This is a genomic window from Clostridioides sp. ES-S-0005-03, assembly GCF_020658455.1.
In the GTDB taxonomy this organism is placed as follows: domain Bacteria; phylum Bacillota; class Clostridia; order Peptostreptococcales; family Peptostreptococcaceae; genus Clostridioides.
Genome location: NZ_JACVWI010000001.1, coordinates 1,265,496 through 1,288,099, shown reverse-complemented (window position 1 = coordinate 1,288,099; position 22,604 = coordinate 1,265,496). Strand labels below are relative to the sequence as shown.

Genomic DNA, 22,604 nt, shown 5'->3' with positions numbered 1-22,604 from the left:
AAGTAAAAAATAATAAAATACAAGATTATTAAGTTACTTCTTAGGGAATAAATAAAATATAATTTTTTTAAGGAGTGATGAAAATGATAAAACTTGCTACTTTTGCAGGTGGGTGTTTTTGGTGTATGGTAAAACCTTTTGATAAATATGATGGAGTTATAAAAGTAGTTTCTGGATATACATCTGGTCATGTTGAAAATCCTACATATCAAGAAGTATGTTCAGGAACAACTGGCCATGTTGAAGCTATTCAAATAACTTATGATGATAATATAATAAGTTATGATGAACTTTTAAATATATTTTGGAAACAAATTAATCCTACGGATGATGGTGGACAATTTGGTGATAGAGGAACTCAATATAAAACTGCTATATTTTATCATGATGAAGAGCAAAAAAATACAGCTTTGAAGTCAAAAGAAAGCTTAGAAAATAGTAAAATATTTGATAGTAAAATAGTTACTGAAATAATTCCAGCAACTAAATTTTACGAAGCAGAAGAAAATCATCAAGATTATTATAAAAAAAGACCATTAAATTATAATATGTATTATAAAGGTTCAGGAAGATATAATTTTGTAAAAAGTTATTGGGATGGAAATAATGTAGATAGGGAAGCGTTAAAAAAGACTTTAACTCCTATTCAATTTGAAGTTACTCAAAATGACATGACAGAAGTACCTTTTGAAAATGAATATTATGATAATAATGAAGAAGGTATCTATGTGGATATAGTAAGTGGAGAGGTTTTATTTTCTTCAAAGGATAAATTTGATGCAGGATGTGGATGGCCTAGCTTTGCAAAGCCAGTTATAGATAAGTCTATAATTGAAAGAAGTGATTTTTCACAAGGCATGTATAGGGTTGAAGTAAGAAGTGCTAAAGGAAATTCTCATCTAGGTCATGTTTTTGATGATGGACCAAAGGAACTTGGAGGTTTAAGGTATTGTATAAATTCTGCTTCTCTTAAGTTTATACCTAAAAAAGACATGGAAGAATTAGGATATGGAGAATATTTAGAGCTTTTTAAATAATTAAAACTAGTTATATCATATATTCAGATTAGAGATGGAAATATAAATTTATGTTTTCATCTTTTGTTTTTTTGCCAATAATATGATAAATTATTAATTGTAATGTTATAATTTATATTTGTATGACTAAAGAATTTAATTTTTGAAAGAGAGAAAACAAATGAATTTAAAAGACTTTAATGGAAAAAGATTAAAATCAGCTAGAGTTTTTAGAGCTAAAACTCTAGAGCAGTTATCTAAAGAAACTAAAATAAATAAAAAAGATTTACAAGCTTTTGAAGAAAATAAGTATGTTCCAAATATTGAAAATGCATTAAAATTATCAAATATATTAAACTTCCCAAAAGAGTATTTTTATAAAAACGAAAGTATAAATGTTATTGTGGAAGATAGTCATTTTAATCCTCAATCTAAACTTCCTAGAGTGGAGGAAATTTCTTATAGAGAAAAAATAATAATCATTCATAAAATATACTCGTTTATGGAAAGTTATATAAAATTTCCAAAAGAAAACTTACCAAATAGAAAACTAATTAAGGATGTTAATATAAATGATATAGAAAGTCTTGCTAATAAGACTAGAGAACTTTGGAATTTAAACAACAATCCAATAGTAAATATGGTAAGTTTATTAGAGGCTAATGGGATTATAATATCAGGAATGAATGTAGATAGAAAAGGAGCAACCGTATTTACTCAAAAACAGAGAATAGGTAAAGAAACTAAATATCTAATATCTCTTGGGAATGATAAAAAATCAGCATCAATTAGAAACTATGATTTAGCCTATGAGCTTGGATATATAATATCAAGTCAATTGGGAATACCAAATAAGCAATTCTTAGCAGATGAATATGCCTGTGCATTTTTGCTTCCAAGAGAGACTTTTTTAGAAGACTTGGTTTATCCAGAAGACCTAGATTATTATGTAGAACTAAAGCAAAAATGGATTGTACCTATATCTGTTATGATTTTTAGAGCATACAATTTAGGTGAGATAAGCTATAAAAAGTATAATTATCTTATGAGCGAAATGGATAAACGAGGATGGTTAATAGAAGAACCATTAGATAAAATGAAGGGTGTAAGTCCAGTATATTTAAAAAAAGCAGTCGAATTACTGATAGAAAACAAAATAATGAACACAGACAATATAGTATCAAATTTAGGAGATATAGGAATAAGTCTTTATCCAGAAGACCTAGAATTATTGATGGGATTGAAAAATGGACTCCTATCTCAAAATACAAAGAAAAAAAGTAAAGTTATAAAATTTGATGGGAAAAGATAAATTAATATTTTAATATTGAAAGATAAAAGCAGGTATTTATGATTTAAATTTAAGGTTTATTAAGATAATTTTTTATCATAAGAAATTTACCTGCTTTCAATATTAAATTTGAGATACACTTAAAATATGCTATTAACTTAAATATGTATTCTAATATGGTATTAATCTAAATATCCTTAGCAATTTTAATGTATTCTTTTAAAATAGTACATGATTTATTGAATTTTTTTTGTTCATCATCAGTTAAATTAATTTCTACTATAGACTCAACTCCATTTATGCCAATTATGGCAGGAACACCAGCAAACACATCTTTTTGCCCATACTGACCATCTAATAAAGTAGAAACAGGAAGGATTTTTCTTTCATTATGAAAAATTGTCTTTACTATTTCTGTTAAAGCAGTACCAATACCAAATTCAGTAGAACCTTTGCCATAAAGTACATCCCAACCAGCTCTAGCTGTTTTTTCAGTTAATTCATCTAAGTTTAATTTTCCATAAGTGTTAGGATTTTCTTTCATAATATCAAATAATGGTTTACCACCAATTGAAACATGAGACCAAGGAACCATCTGAGAATCTCCATGTTCACCCATAGAATAAGCTTGTATTGATTGTTGAGGAAGATTTGTTTCCTCAGATAAAAGCCTTCTAAGTCTCGAAGAATCGAGTGCAGTGCCTGTACCCAAAACTTTATTTTTAGAAAATCCAGAAACTTTCCAAATATAATCAGAAATTATATCAACTGGATTTGAAATTACAATAAATATACCATCAAATCCAGAATCAACAATAGGTTTTACAATTGTTTTTACAATGTTGACTGTAGACTCAAGAGTATCCAATCTAGTCTGATTTTTTTCAGGTAATGGACCTGCACTTATTACTACAATATCAGAATCTTTACAATCATCAAGTGTTCCACTTTTTATTTTTGTAGCATGTTTAAGATAAGAAACTGCATCTGATAAATCTAAAGCTTGAGCCTTTGCTTTATTTTCATCTATATCAATCATCAGTAGTTCATCACAAACACCTTGAGTTATTAAACTAAATCCACAATGTGAACCGACATGACCAGTTCCTATTATTGATACTTTTCTTGGTTTTATTGACAAATTTAACATCTCCTTACAATTTGTTTTATGTATACATATGAGAATACTCTATAATAATTATAGAGTATCTAAATAAGTTAATTAAAGAATAAATCGTATAGATTTAAAACTAAATAGTCTTTGAAAGTGCAATATGGTCTCTTAAAACAGAACAAGATTTACTAAATCCTTCTTGCTCATCATTAGTTAAATTGATTTCAACAATTCCCTCAATCCCACTTTTTCCTATAATACAAGGAACACCTGCAAATACATTTTCTTCATTGTATTGACCTTCTAATAATGTAGAGACTGGTAAAATCTTTTTCTCATTATGTAGTATAGCCTTTACAATTTCTACTAAAGCAGTTCCTATTCCAAACTCTGTGCAATCTTTGCCATTTATTATACCTATACCTGTTTTCTTGTTTTTTTCAACTATTGATGGTAAGTCTAATTTGCCATAAGTATCTGGATTATCCTTCATCATATCTAAAATTGGTTTGCCACCAATTGAAACATGAGACCAAGGAACTATTTGAGAATCTCCATGTTCACCCATTGAGTAAGCCTGTATTGATTGTTGAGCGATTCCAGTTTCTTCAGATAAGAGTCTTCTAAGTCTTGTTGAGTCTAAAGCTGTTCCAGTTCCAATAACTCTGTTTTTAGGGAAACCAGACTTTTCCCAGATATAATTTGTAACTACATCAACTGGATTAGAAATAACGATAAATATACCATCAAATCCAGAATCAATTATAGGTTTTACTATAGATTTTATCATCCCAATAGTTGGTTTTAGTAAGTCTAACCTAGTTGTGTTTTGTCTGCGTAAAGGACCTTCTGAAGAATCTGCAACACTTATCACTACGATATCAGAATCCTTACAATCATTAAAAGTTCCTTTTTCTATATGTACTTTATGTGGAAGATAGGAAACCGCATCAGCTAAATCTAAAGCTTGAGCCTTTGCTTTAGCTTCATCAATATCAATCATAAAGAGTTCATCACAAACTCCTTGAGTTATCAAACTAAATCCACAGTGTGAACCAACATGACCTGAACCTACAATAGATATTTTTCTTGGTTTTATTGGCATTTTAAATCACTCCCCCTACAAAATAAAACGATATATTTATAATACAATGCTATATGTTATTAAGTATGTTTTTTATAGATTGCAATATTCTATCATTTCAGAAAATTTATTTAATATGATTTTATACTAAAGTTTTTAAAAAAGCAATGTTAATATACTTTATATTATTGAATATTTAAAATAATATATAATTATAAATTTGTTAACATTAATATCTATATGTTAAAATATAGTAGAAGATTACTATTAAAAAATAGGTTAAGCTCTATCTGGTGTAATTACTTTAAACTTAACCTAAAATATGTGTATATTTAAACAATAAGGCAGTTTAGAATAAAGGAAATGGAGATAAAATCATAATGGAAAAGTTATACTATACAAATCAGTATATAAGAGATTTTACAGCAGAAATAATTGAGATAAGAGAAATAGAAAATAAGTTTCATGTTTTGTTGGATAAAACAGCGTTTTTCCCTGGTGGAGGAGGACAATTTGGAGATTTAGGAAAAATAGATAATTATGAAGTAATAAGTGTATATGAAGAAGATAAAAAAGTATATCATATATTAGATAAAAAACCAATAAAGATACATAAGGTAAAGTGTAGTATTGATTGGGATAGAAGAGAAGATGGTATGCATCAACATTTTGGACAACATGTACTCTCAGGATGTTTTTTTAAGACTTTTAATGCAAATACAACGGGTTTTCATTTAGGTAATGAGTACAGCACAGTGGATATAGAGGGTAATTTAGATGAAGAAAAAATTAGAGAGATAGAGTTGCTTGCCAATGAAATTATTCATCAGAATATACAAGTAGAAACATTACTTCCAACTAAAAGAGAATTAAAAAAAATTTGGTTAAGACGTGCTTTACCAAACACAAATGAAGAAATAAGGGTAGTAAAAATAGGTGACTTAGATACAAATGCGTGTTGTGGAGTACATCCAACATCAACAAGTGAGCTTAGAATGATAAAAATAAAGAAATGGGAGAAGCATAAGTCTAGTACAAGAATAGAGTTTTTGGCTGGTAAAAGAGCTGTAGATGAAGTATTAAAAAGGGATATATGTTTAACTAAAATCTGTAGATATTTAAGTTGTAGTGAAGAAGATGCTATAAATGGAATTGTAAATTTAAATGAGAAAGTGGAAGATTCTCTAAGTAAAAAGAGAAAACTTGAAGAAATAGTAGCTAAGTATCAAGTTAAAGAAATGGTTGAAAATGCAAATAAGATTGGAAATATTTCAGTTGTTAAAAAAATTTATGATGAAGAAGATTTAAAATATGTAAATAAAATTGCAAATAAAATTACAGAAGATGAAAATAAAATTGCATTATTAGCTGTTAGATTTGAAGAAAAAATAAACTTGATTTTTGCATGTTCTAAAAATTTGAAGGATGTTAATATGGGAAGTTTATTGAAGGATGCAATAAGTCTTATAGATGGTAAAGGTGGAGGAAGTCAGGTTTTAGCTCAAGGTGGGGGAAAAAATAATGGTAACTTAGAATCTACCTTCGATTATGCATTTATGAAACTAGAAAAAATTTTATAATGTATTATTACAAAGAGATTAATGTAATACGTAAAATAGATATGGGGGAATAAGTATGGAACAAAAGGACTATATAGAATTATATGAAAATGAAGAACTGATAGAGATAAGAGAAGCCCGTTTAGATGATTTGGATATAATAGCGAGATTTAATTATAATTTAGCTAAAGAAACAGAAGGAAAAGAACTTGACATGGATGTTTTAACTAAAGGTGTAAGGGCGCTGTTATTAGATGAAAGAAAAGGAAAATACTATGTATATACAGTATTTGATAAGGTTGTTGCACAGATTATGTATACATATGAGTGGAGTGATTGGAGAAATGGAAACTTTCTTTGGATTCAGAGTGTATATGTAGAGAAAGAGTATAGAAGAAAGAACATCTTTAATTATTTATTTAATCATATAAAAAATATGTGTGATAGAGATGAAAATATTGTTGGCATGAGATTATATGTAGAAAAAGAAAACATAAATGCAAAAGCAACATATGAGTCTTTAAATATGTATGAATGTGATTATAATATGTATGAATATGAAGTAATAAACCAGTAATGTAAATATAAGATGTAATAAACCAATAATATAAACTTATACTATTATTATATTAAGATTATAAGTTTATATTGGGTATATTGAGAATTGTATGAAATAAAGCAGATATTATAATTAAATTTTTTAGGGGGTATAAGTATGGGCGTTTTAAAAGTCATGTTTTATGTATTTTTGTTTTTAGATTTAGTATCAATATTCTGTTTCTTTTTTAATAAAGGCAAGATAGCATCTAACACAATTGTATTTAATGCAATAGGTGTATATACATTTGTACTTTGTTTCATGTATTTTAGTTCTTATCCAAGTAATAATATTCTTGGTAAATTTATTGCATCTCTCTTTTTTATACTTGGAGTTGCAGGAGTTATGCTTAAAGAAAAAAATTTTTTATATGCTAGATTACTTTTAACTTTGGTTATTGTTTGTTCTACACTTAAATTGTTTGTCATTTAATAAAATGTATCTATAATGAAATTTATGAAGGTCTATATTTTAAAGTATAGACCTTTTTAATATGTTTTAATTTAACACTTAAGGAAAATTTAAGAAAATTTTAAAGGCATCTTAAACACTTGTTGGTATTATTAAAATATTAGAAGAGAGAAGGTGTTATTATTGAAAAAAGACATGTGTAGAACTTCAGAAAAATTATTATTATCAATTATATACATAATATTTTTTGTATATGTTCTAATAACTATAAGGATAATTTTATTTAAAGATGTACCAATTTATGCCATTTTCAAGGGTGGATTTAGGTCTGTCAACTTAATTCCATTCTATACAGTATGGGAATTTATGACAGATAGTAACATTAGTCTTATAAGAGCTATTGCAAATATCATAGGTAATATTGGTATATTTATTCCAATGGGAATTTTTCTTCCTGTAGTATTAAAAAAATTAGATAAAAAAACTATAATTATAATAATTTCTCTTATTAGTTTAGGATTTGAATTAATACAATATATTTTAGCTATTGGAAGCAGTGACATAGATGATGTGCTTCTAAATTCATTAGGTGGGATACTTGGTATTATTATTTATACAAAGGTGACCAAATTATTTCCTAATAACATTAAGAAATTCCAAGCCATAATAAGTACAAGCATAGTTTTGGGAGTAATAGGATTAGGTGTCATTGTTACAAATTACCAAAGCTTGTTAACTTTTAAACTCAAGCCAGATAAACAAGTTTCAAGAATATTAGTTGAAGAAAATAAGGAAATAATTAAAGATATAGATAAAAATGAGGGAGATATAATTGGCTCATTTGAAAGCTTTAAAAATGGTGTATTAACTATTAAGGCAGCTTGTAATAATAATATAAAGAGTCCAGATAATTTAATGGATAAGAATGGTAATATAAAAGTTTATCTAAGTAAAAATACAAAACTAATATCCTTTGTAATCACTGAAGGAGAGAATAAAGATATAATTAGATATGAAGAATTTGATGCTAAAAATTTGCCTCTGTTAAAGAAATCTGATACATTTGAGATTTGGATTGATAAGTATAATCGACCAAAAGATGAACATGGAATTACAGCTGCTAGATTATTAATCGGATTAGATGAATAGAATATCCAACAAAAAAGAATAACAAAAGTAAAAAACGAAAAAACTATTTCTACAATTATTTTTACATTATGCACAAAAATATATCAACTATTGAAGGAGTAGAGATAAATTATGGAGATAATAAAATATATTTTGTATTTTTTTATATATTCATTTCTAGGATGGGTAGTAGAAAGTGCAGGATGTTGTATAGCAAGCAAAAGGATAATCAATAGAGGTTTTTTAAATGGCCCAATATGTCCTGTTTATGGTTTTGGAGCAGTACTTGTGATATCAGTATTAGGCAGGTTTGACAATATAATTATTTTATTTTTGATAGGAATGATTTTGACTGCAATACTAGAATATTTTACAGGATTTATTTTAGAAACATTATTCCATGCCAAATGGTGGGATTATTCTGACCAAAAATTTAATGTAAAGGGAAGAGTCTGTTTAAAAAATGCAATATATTTTGGAATAATGTCTGTTGTAATAATAAAATTTATACATCCCTATATAGAATACATTGTGAGTACTATTCCGTATAATATATTAATTTCAATAGTGGTAATTACGACTTTATGGACAATTGTGGATTTAATTGTTACTATCATATCACTTAAAAAATTAGACATGAAGCTCAATTTATTAGATGAAATAATTACAGACCTAAATGGTATAAACATGAAATTGGATAAGTTTGATAGAAGAGAGATACAAGCTTTATTTAAAACAATAAATAGTGAAGAGTTAGAAGCCAGAGAAAAATTAAACAAAATAAACAGTAAATTAGACCGTATAGAATCTAATATTATCTTACAAAAAAGAATTATCAAGGCTTTCCCAGATATAAAACATAAAAAACAACAAGAACAATTACAATATTTTAAAGAAATCATTAATGATAATAAAAGATGATAAGATGATTTAATTAGAAATAAATGGAAAAATAGTATTTATAAGATAATTTGCAAAGAACTCTATTATAATAGAATAGAGTTCTTTATTTTTTGGAGAAATAGAGTTGATTTGCTGAAAATAAAATATATTATCTCTGAATAACAAATATTTTGAAAATTATAAAAACATATATTGACAATTTGTGTCAAAAATACTAACATTAGTATATAAAGAATTTTATATAAAAATATCTTTATAAATTGCAATAATTCTAAAAATATAAATTTACTTAAAGAGGGGAATGATTTGCCAATGAGCGAGATAACTAGTCAAATGATAAGTACAGAAGAAAAAAAATATGTTGCTAAGACTCAAAAAATACCTTATTATCCAGTAGCATTTAAATCAGGTGAAGGTGCGATGTTATATGATTATGAAGGTAATGAGTATGTAGACTTTTTAGCAAGTGCAGGCTCTGCAAATGTAGGTCATGGAAATAAGGAAATCTCACAAGCAGTTAAAGAACAAATGGATGATATCACACAATATACACTTGCATATTTTCATAGTGATCCTCCTGTAAAGTTAGCTGAAAAGCTTGTGGAAATAGCCCCTGGAGATAATGATAAGAAAGTATTATACAGCGCAACAGGCTCTGCTTGTATAGATGCTGCTATAAAATTAGCAAGAGGATATACTGGAAGAACAAAAATAATATCTATGTGTGAATCATATCATGGAAGTACTTATGGAGCTATATCTATATCTGCATTAAGTACAAATATGAGAAGAAAAATGGGTCCATTATTACCAGAAGTTTATCACTTCCATTATCCAGATAAAAATAGAACTGCCAAAGAATGTTTAGATGAAATGGAATATGCTTTTGCACACTACTTACCAGTAGAAGAAGTAGCTGCAATATTTATAGAACCAATTGCAGGAGATGCAGGAATAATAGTGCCTCCAGTAGAATGGATTAAAGGATTAAGTAAAATATGTAAAGAAAATGGAATACTACTTATAAGTGATGAAATACAGCAAGGTATGGGAAGAACAGGTAAATGGTTTGGTATAGAAAATTTTGGTGTTGAAGCAGACCTTATAGTTCTTGGAAAATCTGTTGGTGGAGGATTACCTTTAGGAGCAGTTGTTGGAAGAACAGAAATAATGCAAAGTCTTGATGCACCAGCACATCTATTTACTTTAGCTGGAAATACAACAGTATGTGTAGCTGCTTTAAAATCTATAGAAATAATTGAAAGAGAAAATTTACTTCAAAAGAGTATAGAAATGGGAGATTATATTAAAGCAGGATTTGAAAAACTAAAAGAAAAATACGATATAATTGGAGAAATAAGAGGCTTAGGTTTATCTATAGGAGTTGATATAGTTAAAGGAAAAGGTTCTACTGAAAAACATCCAGATGCTACAGCTAAGATATGCTACAGATGTATACAAACTGGTTTGATAATGATATTCTTAGGACAATCCACTTTAAGAGTACAACCACCTTTAGTAATAACTAAGGAACAAGTAGATAAAGCAATGAGTATTATAGATTCTGCAATAGATGATTATTTAAATGGTAGAATTGGTGACGAAGTTTATGAAGTAACTCAAGGTTGGTAAAATAGATATTAAATAAAAAAGAGTTATCTCAATTTTAGAAAATAATTTCTGAAATGAGATAACTCTTTTAAGTTACCCACAAGTAAGAAGATTAGTCGATTCATTAAAGGTTATGTTTTGGGTATTACTTTTGTGAGTATTAGAAACAGTATTGCGAGAGTAGTTACTCTTACTCGAACTATCTGTCAGTTTTGTTATAATCAAAATTGCTAAAAGAATAAAAATTACTGTGTATAAAGCAATAACATATGGTTTTCTTTTATATTTGTATTTGTTATTAAAAAAAGAATGTCCATAATTATCTTTATTGACCTTATGTTTATTTATATTTGTATTCTTTTTTTTGTTATTCTTCTTTTTATCATCCTTTTTTCTATTTTTAGGGTAAGGAATGACTTTGTGTGTATCATCAAGTTTGACATTTTTATTTTTTTGAATATTGTTTTCTAGGCTAGCTTTTTTTTCTCCAAATTGAATAGTTTTATTGGTATTGTTGTTATCTTTCAATGTTAATCTCCCTCCCTTAAACTTTCCCTTTAGATAATATTACTACTAACCTATAGAATATACAATAATAATATACAACGAATAAAATTTTATAAGTATAAATCTCTTTCCCCACGTTCTAAGGCAGTCATATTGTTAGATACGATGTTTCTTATGTCTTCTCTTTCTATCTTAGATATTTCTTCAGTAATAAGTTTTTTACCCATAGCTTTAAGTTCTTCGTCACCATAATCAATTAAAAATTCATTCAATGTAGTAAGTGCATTTGGTGTGCAGACATTGTGAATTTGACGACTCTTAGCCAAACTCATAAATCTATCTCCAGTTCTACCTTTTCGATAACAGGCTGTACAGTAACTAGGGATATATCCATCAGTGATTAATTCCTTAAGGACTTCTACAGGGCTTCTGTGGTCTCCAACCTCAAATTGTTCTGTATTGTCACCATCTTCATATGCTTTATATCCACCAACACCTGTTAGAGAACCTGCACTAACTTGTGATACACCATATTTTAGTAATTCATTTCTCATTTCAGCAGTTTCCCTAGTAGACATTATAATTCCAGTAAAAGGAACTGCCAATCTAGTTATAGCTACAATTTTTTTGAACATATCATCAGAAACTAAATGAGGGAAATTTTCTAAACTCATACCCTCAGCCTTTTTTAATCTAGGGAAAGATATAGTATGGAATCCTACACCAAATTTTTCTTCTAGGTGTTCATTATGCATCATAAGTCCTAAAACTTCAAATTTAGGGTCAGCTAGACCAAATAAAACTCCTGCACCAACATCATCAACTCCAGCTTCCATGGCTCTATCAAAAGCTGTTAAATGGTAGTAGTAATCATTTTTTATAGACTGACCATGCATCTTTATAAATGTTGGTTTATGGTAAGTTTCTTGGAATAGTATATAAGTTCCTATTCCTTTTTCTTTTAGTAGTTTATATTCTTCTACACTAGTAGCTGCTATGTTAACGTTTACCCTTCTTATGTTTCCATTTTCATTATATGTTGAATAAATTGCATCTAAGCAGTCTAATATATAATTTATATCACAATTTTTAGGGTCTTCACCAGCTTCTAAAGCAAGTCTTTTATGACCCATTTTTTCAAGTATTTTAACTTCTTCTCTTATTTCGTCCATAGTAAGTTTTTTTCTTTTAAATTTATTACATGTATTGAAACCACAGTAAACACATTCATTTACACAGTAGTTTGATACATAGAGAGGGGCAAATAAAACCACTCTATTACCATATATTTCATTTTTTATTTGCCCAGCTATACTAAATAATCTATCAAGTTGTTTTTTATCTTCTACTTCAAGAAGTGTAGCTATATCTTTATAACTAAGTTTTTCTCTTCTATCAGCCTTATCAAGTACTTTCTCAATATCATCAGAAGTTGAATTTTTTGCATCCTCTAACAAAGAATTAATAAGTTCATGTTTTATGAACATTTACAAACGCCTCCATTCAATATTATCACCACGAGAGTAGTCAACTTTAAGTCCTAGTGACTTGATATTTTCCTCTAAACTCTGGTGATATTCACAAGCTTCTTGACCAGTAAAGGCTTTGTTATCATAAAGAGAATATTGTTTTCTAAATTCTTGAGGAGAAAGGTTTGGCATAATTACATTACAACCAGCTAAAAGACCTGCATTTCTACCACTAGGGTTTATAGATGCAAGAGCTGTTGTAGCAGGTAATAAGACTTTTGGAAGTAGAAGTCTTGTAATTGAAAGCATAAGTAGTGTTTTTTCTAAATCACCATGTTTATAATCTTTAAAGATTGTATCATGATGTGGGATAAAAGGTCCTATACCAACCATATGAGGATTTAACTCTTTTAGGTATAATAAGTCACGAACAAGGTCCTCATTGCTTTGGAATGGTGACTCAACCATAAATCCAGCACCTACTTGATAACCAATTTCCTTGAGGTTTTTAAGGCATTCTTTTCTAGTTCTAAGTTCAATGTTTGGCGGATGTAATTTTTTGTAATGGCTGTCTGTAGCAGTTTCATGTCTTAAAAGATATCTATCTGCACCACTTAAAAAGTATTTTTTATAGGAGTCATAGCTTTTTTCTCCTAATGATAATGTTATAGCACAATCCTCATATTTATTTTTGATACTTGAAACAATCTCACATATCTTATCATCAGTAAAATATGTGTCTTCACCACCTTGTAAAACAAAAGTTCTGTATCCTATCTTATAACCTATATCACAACATTCAAGTATTTCATCCGTTGAAAGTCGATATCTTGTAATATTTTTGTTAGAAGATTGTATACCACAGTAGTAACAATTGTTTTTGCAGTAGTTTGTAAGTTCTATAAGCCCTCTTAAGTAGACTCTATTTCCATAGTGTTTATTTCTCATATCGCTAGCTTGCTTGTAAAGATAGTTTCTCAAATTTTGTTCAAAGTTATATTCTTCATTGTCGATATTCTCTATTAAGTATAGTAGTTCATCAAAGCTTAGTGAATTAATGCTGTAAAGTTTATCTATAAAGTATTTAATCTTATTTTTAGTCATATCTTAGTATGTATTTATTAAATATATTTAAATTTTTAGTAATTGAAAAGTTCAAGGGATCTTTCCAAAATACCTTTTGTATATGCTATTAAAATACCATAGTTTACGATAGGTACATTGAAAGATTTTGCCTTTTCTATTCTAGATAACATTCCAGCTCTATTCATCATACAAGCTCCACAGTGAACTACAAGTGCATATTTAGTTATATCTTCAGTGAAAGATACTCCAGAACTAAATTCAAAAGTAATATTTTTACCAGTTTTCTTTCTAATCATATTAGGGATTTTAACTGTTCCAATATCATCAGTTTGTCTGTGATGAGTGCAACCTTCAGCCATCAAGACCTTGTCACCATCTTTTAAATTTTCTAAAGCATAGGCACCATCAATTAATTCTTTAAGGTCTCCTTTTTGTCTAGCGAACAATATAGAAAAAGATGTAAGAGGAATATCTTTTGGAGTATCTTTATCCACTTGTGGAAATACTTGAGAGTCAGTAATAACAAGCTTAGGTTTTTTACCTAAATTAGATAGAGTTTCTTTTAAGCTATCTTCTTTTGTAACTATAGAAATTGCTCCAATATCCAAAATATCTCTTATAACTTGCTGTTGAGGAAGTATAAGCCTACCTTTTGGAGCTGCCTTATCTATTGGAACAACTAAGACAACTAAATCATTTGGCTCGATTAAATCTGATACCAATTTAAACTCATTACTGTCTTTAGGCAAAACCTTTATTATTTCATTTTTTAAATCTTCAATTCCAATTTTATCTGTTGATGAGACAGAAACAACTGGACATTTAACTTTATTTTTAGTTAAGTTTAAAATTTCAGATTGATTTTTAATTGTATCAATCTTGTTAAGTACTAAAATGTGAGGTATATTTTTATCATTAAACTTTTCAATTAGTGATAAATCTTCTTTTGACACACCAATTTGGCAATCCACTACTAGTAAAGCTATGTCTGTCTTTTCTAAAATATCTAATGATTTGCTTATTCTAAGCTCACCAAGTTCACCAACATCGTCAAGACCAGCAGTATCTATAAGAACACAAGGTCCTATAGGAAGGATTTCCATTGGTCTAAATACTGGGTCTGTAGTAGTTCCAGCAATATCTGATACTATTGCAGCACTTTGATTTGTTATAGCGTTTATTACGCTAGATTTACCTGCATTTCTTTTACCAAAGAGACCTATATGTACTCTTATTGATTGTGGAGTAGAATTTAGACTCATTTGTACTCACCACCTTAAATTTCTTTTTTTGATATACTAGTTTTTACAGATACATGAGGTATATTTCCCAATTTACCAGTCAAACTATTGATAATATCCATTTCGCCAACAACTGCTATACATACAATTGAGACACCTTCTTCTTCACAAGGAATTCCCATTCTACCTTTAATAATACCTTTAAAAGTTGATACAACTTCATTAAATTTAAGCTGACATTCTTTTGGTTCTTCCAAAATAGCACTTATAACCGCAACCTTTTTCATAAATATCCTCCTAACTCAGAAAATATGTTCTTAAACAAATCCAAAATCAAAAAACTTTTCTTTTTAAAGAAAAGTTTCTACAAAAGAAAAGTTATTAATTACACAATTATAATGTGCTATATTAAACTATTTCCTTACAGATTAGATAACTCTTTTCTGGTAGGGTTAGCTTGTAAAATTTATTTTAACAACAATTAGCTAAAGAAAATTTTTATACAATTTGTGTGAATCATATAAAAATTAACTAAAGAAAATTGAAGTTACTTATATAATAGTAGTAAATCGAGATTAAGTCTATAGAAAAACCAATTTTTGTATAAAAATAAAAATAAAAATTGGTTATTTACAAAGAAATGACTTTAATAAAATATATAGTTAATTATTTTTTTAGCATGTAGTTTATAAGAAGTTTTAGAGTATTTTCAATTGCTTCTATATGAGTTCTTTCGTAGTGGTGGCTATTATTTGTTCCAGGGCCAACACAAGCTATTTGAACATCTTCTCCCCAACGAATAGCCTCTGAAGCATCTGAACCATAAAAAGTAAATACATCGACAGCATAATCTAAATTATTATCTTCTGCAACATCTACAAGTTTATTTCTTAAACTAAAATCATATAGAGATAAGTTATCTTTTGCAACTATAGTTACACCATGTTCACTAGATGTTTGACTTGGTCCAGTAGGTGCTATATCTATTGCTACAAATTCTCTAGTTTTTTCAGGTAAAGCTTTAGAGACACCATGTCCAATTTCCTCATAATTACTTATATAAAAGTTAGTAGTATGCTTAGGTATTAAGTTGTTTTCCTTAAAGTATCTAGCTATTTCAAGAACCATTGCTACAGCTGCTTTGTTATCTATATATCTAGATTTTATAAAACCAGATTCTGTAGTTTCAAAACGATGGTCTAGACATACAAAATCTCCAACATTTATTCCCAAATCCAAAACATCCTGTTTATTAAATACTTTTTCATCAAGTCTAATAATCATTGTTTCTTCATTTCTTTCAGATGCAGCTTTTGTCTGTCCATATATATGAGTAGAAGCGTATTTAAACACAACACTTCCTCTAACTTTTTTACCTTTTCTAGTTATAACAGTGCAATTTTCACCTTCTATAGCGGCCCAACAACCACCACCGACTTTATGGTATTTAAGAGTACCATCTGGTGATATTTCTTTTACCATAGCACCAAGTGTATCCATGTGTGCAGATATTGTTATTTGATTTGAATCATCTTCACCAGGAAGAGTAGCTATAAGAGCACCTTTTTTTGTAAGAGTAGTATTAAGACCTAAAGTTTCAAAATCCTTTTTGCTTTCTAAAACTGCATTTTCAGTATATCCAGCTGGACTTGGTATATCAAGATACTTCTTCATCAAATTTATAGTATTAGTTAAATTTAAATTCATATTATTTCCTCCTAAAAAATGTATATTCATACAAATTATAACATAAATACGAATGTTCTGAAAACTGTATTTGAAAGAAAAATTTCTAAATCTATTAAAAAAAATAATATATAAGGTAAAATTAATTTATATTATATGGGTTTAAGTTGAAAATAGCTTTATTGTATAAATAATAAAAATAAATAAAAAACAAATAAACAAATAAAAACAAATAAATAAAATATTTAGTTTAATTCTCTTTACAAATAAAGATTTTAGTAATAAAATAATTTTTGAAAAAGATTTTAAATTCAGACTATTCGTTTTTAAAGTAATTAATCTGTAAACCTTTATTAATATGTGTAAATAGTTGGTTATATATGTATTTAATTAGCTAAATATAAATAAAAAAGTTTATTTTAATTATTTTCATTATTGGGAAAAAATTTATTAGGAATTATAAAAAATCTGGATTACTTAGAAAAAGAGAGGGTGTGTATAATGTGATTGAAAACGGATTCGTATTTTGTAGTTTTTTAGTTGTATTTGTAGGTGGCATTTTTTACATGGTTGATAAATTAAAATGGAAGATATTCGATGTTATTAATCCAATGCTTTTAATCTATTTAGGAGCTGCTATACTTGCATCATTTGGTTTATTTGCACAAAATGAAGAAGTTGGTATCTATCAGAATATAATAACCGTAAATTTTCTACCATTAATGTTAGTATTCTTATTAATTCAATGTGATTTAAGAAAAATATTAAAAATGGGCCCTAAAATGTTATTATCATTTTTCTGTGCTACATTGACATTTATGCTTGGGTTTGTTATAGCCTTTATAATTTTTAAAGGTTCAATGGGTGCAGATTCATGGAAAGTTCTTGGTGCAGCATCTGGGTCATGGATAGGTGGTTCATCAAATATGATTGCAGCAGCTAATGCTTTAGGTGTTGCAGAAGAAGGGCTTAGTTATGCAATACTTATGGGTTCTATAGGATATACAGTATGGATGTCTGTTTGTCTAATGTCTGTAAAATTTGGACCTAAATTTAACAAATGGACAAAATGTGATACAAGTTTTATAGATGAGGTTACAGCAAAGCTTGAGAAAGAAAATAAAGATAATACAGCACCTACGTTTGTGGAACTTATGACTTTATTATCTGTTGGATTTGGAGTTGCAGCATTTGCACAGATTGTATCTAAGATACTTCCAACTTCAGGCATACTTAATGAGACTATGTGGGTAGTGCTTGTTGCCTCTACAGTATCAATACTGTTAGGTATGACTAAGATATCAAAACTTAAAGGAAGTACATTAGTAGGAAATGTGTTTATGTACTTGCTTCTTGCAGCAACAGGAAGTAAAGCAAATTTCTTTGGACTATCAGAGGCTCCTGTTTACATAATGTTTGGATTAGTAGTAGTTCTTGTACATGCCATTTCATTTATAGGACTTGCAAAACTATTTAAATTAGACTTATTTACTTGTGAGGTAGGAAGTATAGCTAATATAGGTGGTGTAACTACAGCACCAATGATTGCTGGGGTTCATAATCCAGTATTAATTCCAGTAGGTGTACTTATGGGGCTTTTAGGAAATGTTATAGGAACTTATTGTGCTCTTATAGTTACTCAAATATTACATATGTTAGCTTAATGAAACTATAGTATAAAGCCAAATAATTCATATCAAAAAAGTTATTTCAATTTAAGCATAAGCTTTTATCGAAATAACTTTTTTTATTTGGCAAAATAAGTCGTTTTAAAAAGTTGTTTTGACATATTTAGTGAATAATATTGTAAAAATTACCAATAACGATATATATTTAATTTTTATATTGAATCGAACGTTTGTATGATGTATAATAAATATATAGAACGAATGTTTGCAGAACGAATGTTTTTTGAAATTATTTTAATAATTTATGAATATATATCACAATGCATAAATATATTTAAATATAAAGATAAAAAGAATTTAAAGGAGTGTTGATAACTTATGATAATTCCATCAAGAAAAATACAGGATATAACATTAACAAATTTAAAAAATGGTGAAGTGACTTTAATTGAATTAGATGAAATATATAAAAAGATGGGATTTTTATTTGTTGTAAGTGAAGGCAAATTGAAAAAAATAAAAAAGGAGAATCATCATTAAAAATGCATAAAATAAATACTATAAAATTTTGTAAAACCTAACTTATGTAGAATATAAATACTTAAGTTAGGTTTTTTTGTGATAAAATCTGTGATTACTTGAGTTTTAGAAAGCAGTACAGTGTTTTATAAACTAAAAAATAAATGAGTTTAAATCTCAAGGGCATAATACTGCATAAGAGGTGATATTAATGAAAATAGTAACCTACAATATTCATAAAGGTATGGATTCAAATAATAAATTGACATTATCTAAAATGGGAATATATTTAAAGAACTTAAATTGTGATGTAGTTTGTTTGCAGGAAGTACTATACCCTCAATTTTTAGCTTTAAAGGCTGTTTTAAATATGGATGGTGTATTTGCCACAAATGTAAAAAAGGTAAATATGTTATATGGAATTTGTACATTTACAAAATTAAAAATATTAAACAATAATCATTTTTTTTTAACTAGTAAAAAAGAACAGCGAGGAGCACTTTGTATAACTGTAGATGATTATGGAAGAATTATAAATATTATAAATGTTCACTTAGGTTTAGATAGAGAAGAGAGAGCAAAGCAACTGGATGAAATAATAGACTATAGAAATAGATTAGTAGGAGCTGTTGTTTTATGTGGTGATTTCAATGAAAAAAATATCTCTTTAGATATGTTTAGTGATATGGCTGTTTGTCTAAATAAATCTCAGTTTGCAACCTTTGAAAAGTCAAATTCTAGGATAGATTATATTTTTGTTGATAGAAAAACTGAACTAAAAGGATATATAGTAGAGAAGATTTATTTATCAGACCATTATCCAGTAATAGGATATATTTGATTTTTAATGTAACTTAATCAATATTCGTAAATAAAGAGTAAATTTTTTATTAAGGTATAATTAAAAAAATATAATTAAAAAGTGTCAAAAAGAAATCTAATTATAAGACATAAATTTACAATAAAGTTACATTTGCTTAAATGCCTTGTTTAAAAAAAGCTATTCAAATATAATCTAAAGTAGTTTTGAAAGGGAAACTTTAATAAGCAAAATTAAGATAAATTAAGTTAGTGTTAAAATGAGGTGAATTTATGAGCAGAAGTACAACAAGGGTTTCAAAATTAGGAAAAGAAAAAAAACGAAATTTTATAATAGTGTTAGCAGTTTTAGCTGTAGCGATTGGTGTGTCTACTTATTTTTTTAACAACAAATTTCTATATAATGGGAAAATAGCTAAAAATGTATATATAGAAGATATAAATGTATCCGATATGAGCAAAGAAGAAGCATTAAAAGCTGTAACAGATAAGTATACTCCAGAAGACCTGAATCTTACTTATGATGGAAAAGATTATAAAATATCTCCAAATGATATTGATTTAAAATATAACACAGAAGAAGTTGTAAAAAATGCTTATGAGAGTACAAAAAAAGGTTCTTACTTTCAAAACTTAAAGAAGTATATTGATATAAGAATAAATAAGCTATCCCTGAAAATAGAATCTGGATATGATGAGGCAAAACTTAGTGCTCAAGTATCTTCAGTAGCAGATAGCATCAACGTTAAAATGAAAAATGCTTCAGTTAGTGTTGGAAGTGGTGGATTAAATTACACAGAGTCTGTTATAGGTAGAGAATTTGACTTGGCATCAAATAAAGAATCTATATACAACATGATAAAAAATAAAGAGCATAAGCCTTTAGAACTAAAAGTAAACCTTCAAAAACCAGATATAACGACAGAACAAGTAAAATCTGTGAATTCTGTTATAGGTCAATATTCAACAACATATTCTCAATCTGTATCAGGTAGAGCATATAATGTGGCATTGTCAGCAAGAAAAACTAGTGATGTTTTACTAATGCCAGGTGAAGAATTTTCATATAATAAGCTTACAGGGCCTAGCAATAAAGCTAATGGTTACAAAGATGCACCAGTTATAGTTTATGGAAAATTAGAGCAATCAGCAGGTGGAGGTGTTTGTCAAACATCTTCAACAGTTTATAATGCAGCTCTTCTTTCAGGTATGGAAATAACACAAGTTACAAACCACTCATCTGCATCTACTTATGTACCAAGAGGTAGAGATGCTACGGTAAGTGATGGAGGATTAAATTTAAAATTTAAAAATCCATATAACCATCCTGTATATATTAAAAATTATGCAGGTGGAGGAAGTGTATCATCTATAGTATATGGCAATTCTGGTGATAAACCAAATATATCTATAGAAGTAAAAAACACTGGAAAAGATAAATATTCTACATATAGGGTGTATAAAGACTCAAATGGAAAAGTCATAAAAAGAGAACATATATCAAATAGTTCTTATAAAGAATTGAAAAAATAGATTATTTTTTAGCTTAATATTGAATTGATACAAAAAACAAGAGAGTTGATAACTCTCTTGTTTTTTGTATCAAGAGTAGACTTACTAATTGTCGTTTTGATATTAGAATCATTAATATATAGAAAATATTCCTATATATTGGTATAATTATAAATAGATTTAGTTATATAAAATGTATGAGGAGGTGACAGGGTTGAATTTTATAGGCAATAGGTATGAGGTAGTAAATTCTGATGACGTTTTAGAAATTAACAAAATCTATAAAGCTAGGGATGTTTTTTACAGAAAAAATGTGTTAATAAAAGTTATAAAACACAATAACTATATTTGTGAAGATTTTGTATCAAATTTAATTGATGAAAGTACTGCTTTAGATGAAATAAACTCTCCTTATATACTAAAAATAATTGATGTTGGGATTCATTGCACAGAAGAAACAACATTATATTATATTGTAAGTGAAGACTTTGATGGTATTGGCCTAGATGAATTAATTCTAGGTAATTATCTTCATCTAGAAGCAATTATAAATATAATGATACAAGTTTTAAAAGCTTTAGAAATGATACATAGAAATTATTCATATCATGGCAGTTTAAAGTCAAGTAGTATAATGGTGAATACAGAATATAATATTAAAATTTGTGATTTTGGAATTACAAAAGCAAATAATGGGGTTAATACAAGAAGCTATGGAAATAGAAGATATTTATGTCCACATCAACTATGTATAAACTATACTGATAGAGAGAGTGATTTTTTCGCAACAGGTCTTATTTTATTTGAGTCTATATTTAAGAAATTACCTTTTGGAGAAGCAAATTCAGAAGAAAAAATGTTACAATTGATTGATAAAGGGCTAGATTGGAATAGTATAAGAGCAATTAATGGCAACATAGAACTTATAAATGTTATAAAAAGACTGCTTGGTAGAAATAATAAATATACTAGAGCTAATGATATTATTGTTGACCTTAGTAAGGTAATGTATGAAAAAGCATATATAGAGGTTGAAGATAAATTAGAAGAAGAACCAAAAAAAATTGTTCAGGTTAGAAAAGAAGATAAAAGTAAAGTGAGAAGAAAATTACATAAAAAAATTGTTGTTGCTGGCTTAGCTATAGTTATGATTTCAATGATTATTATAGGTTCTATAATATAAAAATTATATATTGTACATTTTAAAATAAATGTCTATAAATAATATACATATAGATTAAAATTTTAGTATTGTTTTAATTATGAGAGGAAGTGGTTATTATGTTAGCAAAAAATAATGAGGTGTTAAACGTTTAAGAGTATTTTAACAAATAGCCACCTGCTTTTGTAGTTTAAAATAAAAAAGCTGTGGCTAAAAGTCACAGCTTTTTGCTACTTTTTAAAGGCAGGAGTATATTAAAA

21 protein-coding genes are annotated in these 22,604 nt (G+C 27.7%); 13 read left to right on the top strand and 8 right to left on the bottom strand.

Features of this window, described 5'->3' with window-relative positions; all coding sequences use genetic code 11:
- Positions 1-83 precede the first annotated feature (83 nt).
- Both msrA and IC218_RS06115 read left to right on the top strand, forming a co-directional pair.
- The gene (gene msrA, locus IC218_RS06120; RefSeq protein WP_227482529.1) at positions 84-1,037 is read left to right on the top strand and encodes a peptide-methionine (S)-S-oxide reductase MsrA; all 954 of its coding nucleotides are present in this window, start codon (positions 84-86) and stop codon (positions 1,035-1,037) included.
- 160 nt (positions 1,038-1,197) lie between these two features.
- Positions 1,198-2,328 carry an XRE family transcriptional regulator gene (locus IC218_RS06115; RefSeq protein ID WP_227434820.1) on the top strand — a complete coding sequence of 377 codons (1,131 nt, stop codon included), beginning with the start codon at positions 1,198-1,200 and terminating at the stop codon, positions 2,326-2,328.
- A gap of 166 nt (positions 2,329-2,494) precedes the next feature.
- Here the strand turns inward: IC218_RS06115 and IC218_RS06110 are convergent, their stop codons facing one another.
- Together IC218_RS06110 and IC218_RS06105 are read right to left on the bottom strand one after the other, a co-directional pair.
- The gene (locus IC218_RS06110) at positions 2,495-3,448 is read right to left on the bottom strand and encodes an L-lactate dehydrogenase (protein ID WP_227434819.1); all 954 of its coding nucleotides are present in this window, start codon (positions 3,446-3,448) and stop codon (positions 2,495-2,497) included.
- A 109-nt stretch (positions 3,449-3,557) separates the two neighbouring features.
- Complete coding sequence (locus IC218_RS06105) at positions 3,558-4,526, bottom strand: L-lactate dehydrogenase (protein WP_227434818.1); 969 nt, start codon at positions 4,524-4,526, stop codon at positions 3,558-3,560.
- A 359-nt stretch (positions 4,527-4,885) separates the two neighbouring features.
- Between IC218_RS06105 and IC218_RS06100 the strand changes: the two genes are divergently transcribed.
- The 6 genes from IC218_RS06100 (at position 4,886) to IC218_RS06075 (ending at position 10,736) form a co-directional block, all read left to right on the top strand.
- The gene (locus IC218_RS06100) at positions 4,886-6,085 is read left to right on the top strand and encodes a DHHA1 domain-containing protein (RefSeq protein WP_227482531.1); all 1,200 of its coding nucleotides are present in this window, start codon (positions 4,886-4,888) and stop codon (positions 6,083-6,085) included.
- Between the two features lie 55 nt (positions 6,086-6,140).
- Positions 6,141-6,641 carry a GNAT family N-acetyltransferase gene (locus IC218_RS06095; protein WP_227482532.1) on the top strand — a complete coding sequence of 167 codons (501 nt, stop codon included), beginning with the start codon at positions 6,141-6,143 and terminating at the stop codon, positions 6,639-6,641.
- Positions 6,642-6,779: 138 nt separating this feature from the next.
- Entirely contained in the window at positions 6,780-7,094 is a 315-nt protein-coding gene (locus IC218_RS06090) for a hypothetical protein (protein ID WP_227482533.1), read from the top strand.
- A gap of 162 nt (positions 7,095-7,256) precedes the next feature.
- A complete protein-coding gene (locus tag IC218_RS06085) occupies positions 7,257-8,222 on the top strand; it encodes a VanZ family protein (RefSeq protein WP_227482534.1) in 966 nt (321 codons plus the stop codon).
- Positions 8,223-8,333: 111 nt separating this feature from the next.
- Positions 8,334-9,122: a putative ABC transporter permease gene (locus IC218_RS06080; protein ID WP_227824025.1), complete on the top strand. Its 789-nt coding sequence runs from the start codon at positions 8,334-8,336 to the stop codon at positions 9,120-9,122.
- A gap of 294 nt (positions 9,123-9,416) precedes the next feature.
- A complete protein-coding gene (locus tag IC218_RS06075; RefSeq protein ID WP_227434812.1) occupies positions 9,417-10,736 on the top strand; it encodes an aminotransferase class III-fold pyridoxal phosphate-dependent enzyme in 1,320 nt (439 codons plus the stop codon).
- A 72-nt stretch (positions 10,737-10,808) separates the two neighbouring features.
- Here IC218_RS06075 and IC218_RS06070 read toward each other — a convergent pair whose 3' ends face one another.
- From IC218_RS06070 to IC218_RS06045, 6 genes are all read right to left on the bottom strand, one after another.
- Positions 10,809-11,243, bottom strand: a complete 435-nt coding sequence (locus tag IC218_RS06070) for a hypothetical protein (RefSeq protein ID WP_227482536.1) — start codon at positions 11,241-11,243, stop codon at positions 10,809-10,811.
- Between the two features lie 89 nt (positions 11,244-11,332).
- Positions 11,333-12,709, bottom strand: a complete 1,377-nt coding sequence (gene hydG, locus IC218_RS06065; protein ID WP_227482537.1) for a [FeFe] hydrogenase H-cluster radical SAM maturase HydG — start codon at positions 12,707-12,709, stop codon at positions 11,333-11,335.
- Positions 12,710-13,795: a [FeFe] hydrogenase H-cluster radical SAM maturase HydE gene (gene hydE / locus IC218_RS06060; protein ID WP_227434809.1), complete on the bottom strand. Its 1,086-nt coding sequence runs from the start codon at positions 13,793-13,795 to the stop codon at positions 12,710-12,712.
- A 35-nt stretch (positions 13,796-13,830) separates the two neighbouring features.
- Positions 13,831-15,039, bottom strand: a complete 1,209-nt coding sequence (gene hydF / locus IC218_RS06055; RefSeq protein WP_227482538.1) for a [FeFe] hydrogenase H-cluster maturation GTPase HydF — start codon at positions 15,037-15,039, stop codon at positions 13,831-13,833.
- A 14-nt stretch (positions 15,040-15,053) separates the two neighbouring features.
- Positions 15,054-15,305 carry a TM1266 family iron-only hydrogenase system putative regulator gene (locus IC218_RS06050; RefSeq protein ID WP_227434807.1) on the bottom strand — a complete coding sequence of 84 codons (252 nt, stop codon included), beginning with the start codon at positions 15,303-15,305 and terminating at the stop codon, positions 15,054-15,056.
- 379 nt (positions 15,306-15,684) lie between these two features.
- Positions 15,685-16,725: a M42 family metallopeptidase gene (locus tag IC218_RS06045; RefSeq protein WP_227824024.1), complete on the bottom strand. Its 1,041-nt coding sequence runs from the start codon at positions 16,723-16,725 to the stop codon at positions 15,685-15,687.
- A gap of 482 nt (positions 16,726-17,207) precedes the next feature.
- Between IC218_RS06045 and IC218_RS06040 the strand changes: the two genes are divergently transcribed.
- The 5 genes from IC218_RS06040 (at position 17,208) to IC218_RS06020 (ending at position 22,365) form a co-directional block, all read left to right on the top strand.
- Positions 17,208-18,368 carry a DUF819 domain-containing protein gene (locus tag IC218_RS06040; RefSeq protein WP_227434805.1) on the top strand — a complete coding sequence of 387 codons (1,161 nt, stop codon included), beginning with the start codon at positions 17,208-17,210 and terminating at the stop codon, positions 18,366-18,368.
- 342 nt (positions 18,369-18,710) lie between these two features.
- The gene (locus IC218_RS06035; RefSeq protein WP_227434804.1) at positions 18,711-18,872 is read left to right on the top strand and encodes a hypothetical protein; all 162 of its coding nucleotides are present in this window, start codon (positions 18,711-18,713) and stop codon (positions 18,870-18,872) included.
- A 190-nt stretch (positions 18,873-19,062) separates the two neighbouring features.
- Positions 19,063-19,692, top strand: a complete 630-nt coding sequence (locus tag IC218_RS06030) for an endonuclease/exonuclease/phosphatase family protein (protein ID WP_227434803.1) — start codon at positions 19,063-19,065, stop codon at positions 19,690-19,692.
- A 251-nt stretch (positions 19,693-19,943) separates the two neighbouring features.
- Complete coding sequence (locus tag IC218_RS06025; protein WP_227434802.1) at positions 19,944-21,203, top strand: VanW family protein; 1,260 nt, start codon at positions 19,944-19,946, stop codon at positions 21,201-21,203.
- A gap of 184 nt (positions 21,204-21,387) precedes the next feature.
- The gene (locus tag IC218_RS06020) at positions 21,388-22,365 is read left to right on the top strand and encodes a protein kinase domain-containing protein (RefSeq protein ID WP_227434801.1); all 978 of its coding nucleotides are present in this window, start codon (positions 21,388-21,390) and stop codon (positions 22,363-22,365) included.
- Positions 22,366-22,604 lie beyond the last annotated feature (239 nt).

Bases quoted from the DNA above. Each gene is read 5' to 3' on its own strand.
- msrA (WP_227482529.1), top strand. From the start codon at position 84: ATGATAAAACTTGCTACTTTTGCAGGTGGGTGTTTTTGGTGTATGGTA.
- IC218_RS06115 (WP_227434820.1), top strand. From the start codon at position 1,198: ATGAATTTAAAAGACTTTAATGGAAAAAGATTAAAATCAGCTAGAGTT.
- IC218_RS06105 (WP_227434818.1), bottom strand. From the start codon at position 4,526: ATGCCAATAAAACCAAGAAAAATATCTATTGTAGGTTCAGGTCATGTT.
- IC218_RS06100 (WP_227482531.1), top strand. From the start codon at position 4,886: ATGGAAAAGTTATACTATACAAATCAGTATATAAGAGATTTTACAGCA.
- IC218_RS06095 (WP_227482532.1), top strand. From the start codon at position 6,141: ATGGAACAAAAGGACTATATAGAATTATATGAAAATGAAGAACTGATA.
- IC218_RS06090 (WP_227482533.1), top strand. From the start codon at position 6,780: ATGGGCGTTTTAAAAGTCATGTTTTATGTATTTTTGTTTTTAGATTTA.
- IC218_RS06080 (WP_227824025.1), top strand. From the start codon at position 8,334: ATGGAGATAATAAAATATATTTTGTATTTTTTTATATATTCATTTCTA.
- IC218_RS06075 (WP_227434812.1), top strand. From the start codon at position 9,417: ATGAGCGAGATAACTAGTCAAATGATAAGTACAGAAGAAAAAAAATAT.
- hydG (WP_227482537.1), bottom strand. From the start codon at position 12,709: ATGTTCATAAAACATGAACTTATTAATTCTTTGTTAGAGGATGCAAAA.
- hydE (WP_227434809.1), bottom strand. From the start codon at position 13,795: ATGACTAAAAATAAGATTAAATACTTTATAGATAAACTTTACAGCATT.
- hydF (WP_227482538.1), bottom strand. From the start codon at position 15,039: ATGAGTCTAAATTCTACTCCACAATCAATAAGAGTACATATAGGTCTC.
- IC218_RS06050 (WP_227434807.1), bottom strand. From the start codon at position 15,305: ATGAAAAAGGTTGCGGTTATAAGTGCTATTTTGGAAGAACCAAAAGAA.
- IC218_RS06045 (WP_227824024.1), bottom strand. From the start codon at position 16,725: ATGAATTTAAATTTAACTAATACTATAAATTTGATGAAGAAGTATCTT.
- IC218_RS06035 (WP_227434804.1), top strand. From the start codon at position 18,711: ATGATAATTCCATCAAGAAAAATACAGGATATAACATTAACAAATTTA.
- IC218_RS06030 (WP_227434803.1), top strand. From the start codon at position 19,063: ATGAAAATAGTAACCTACAATATTCATAAAGGTATGGATTCAAATAAT.
- IC218_RS06025 (WP_227434802.1), top strand. From the start codon at position 19,944: ATGAGCAGAAGTACAACAAGGGTTTCAAAATTAGGAAAAGAAAAAAAA.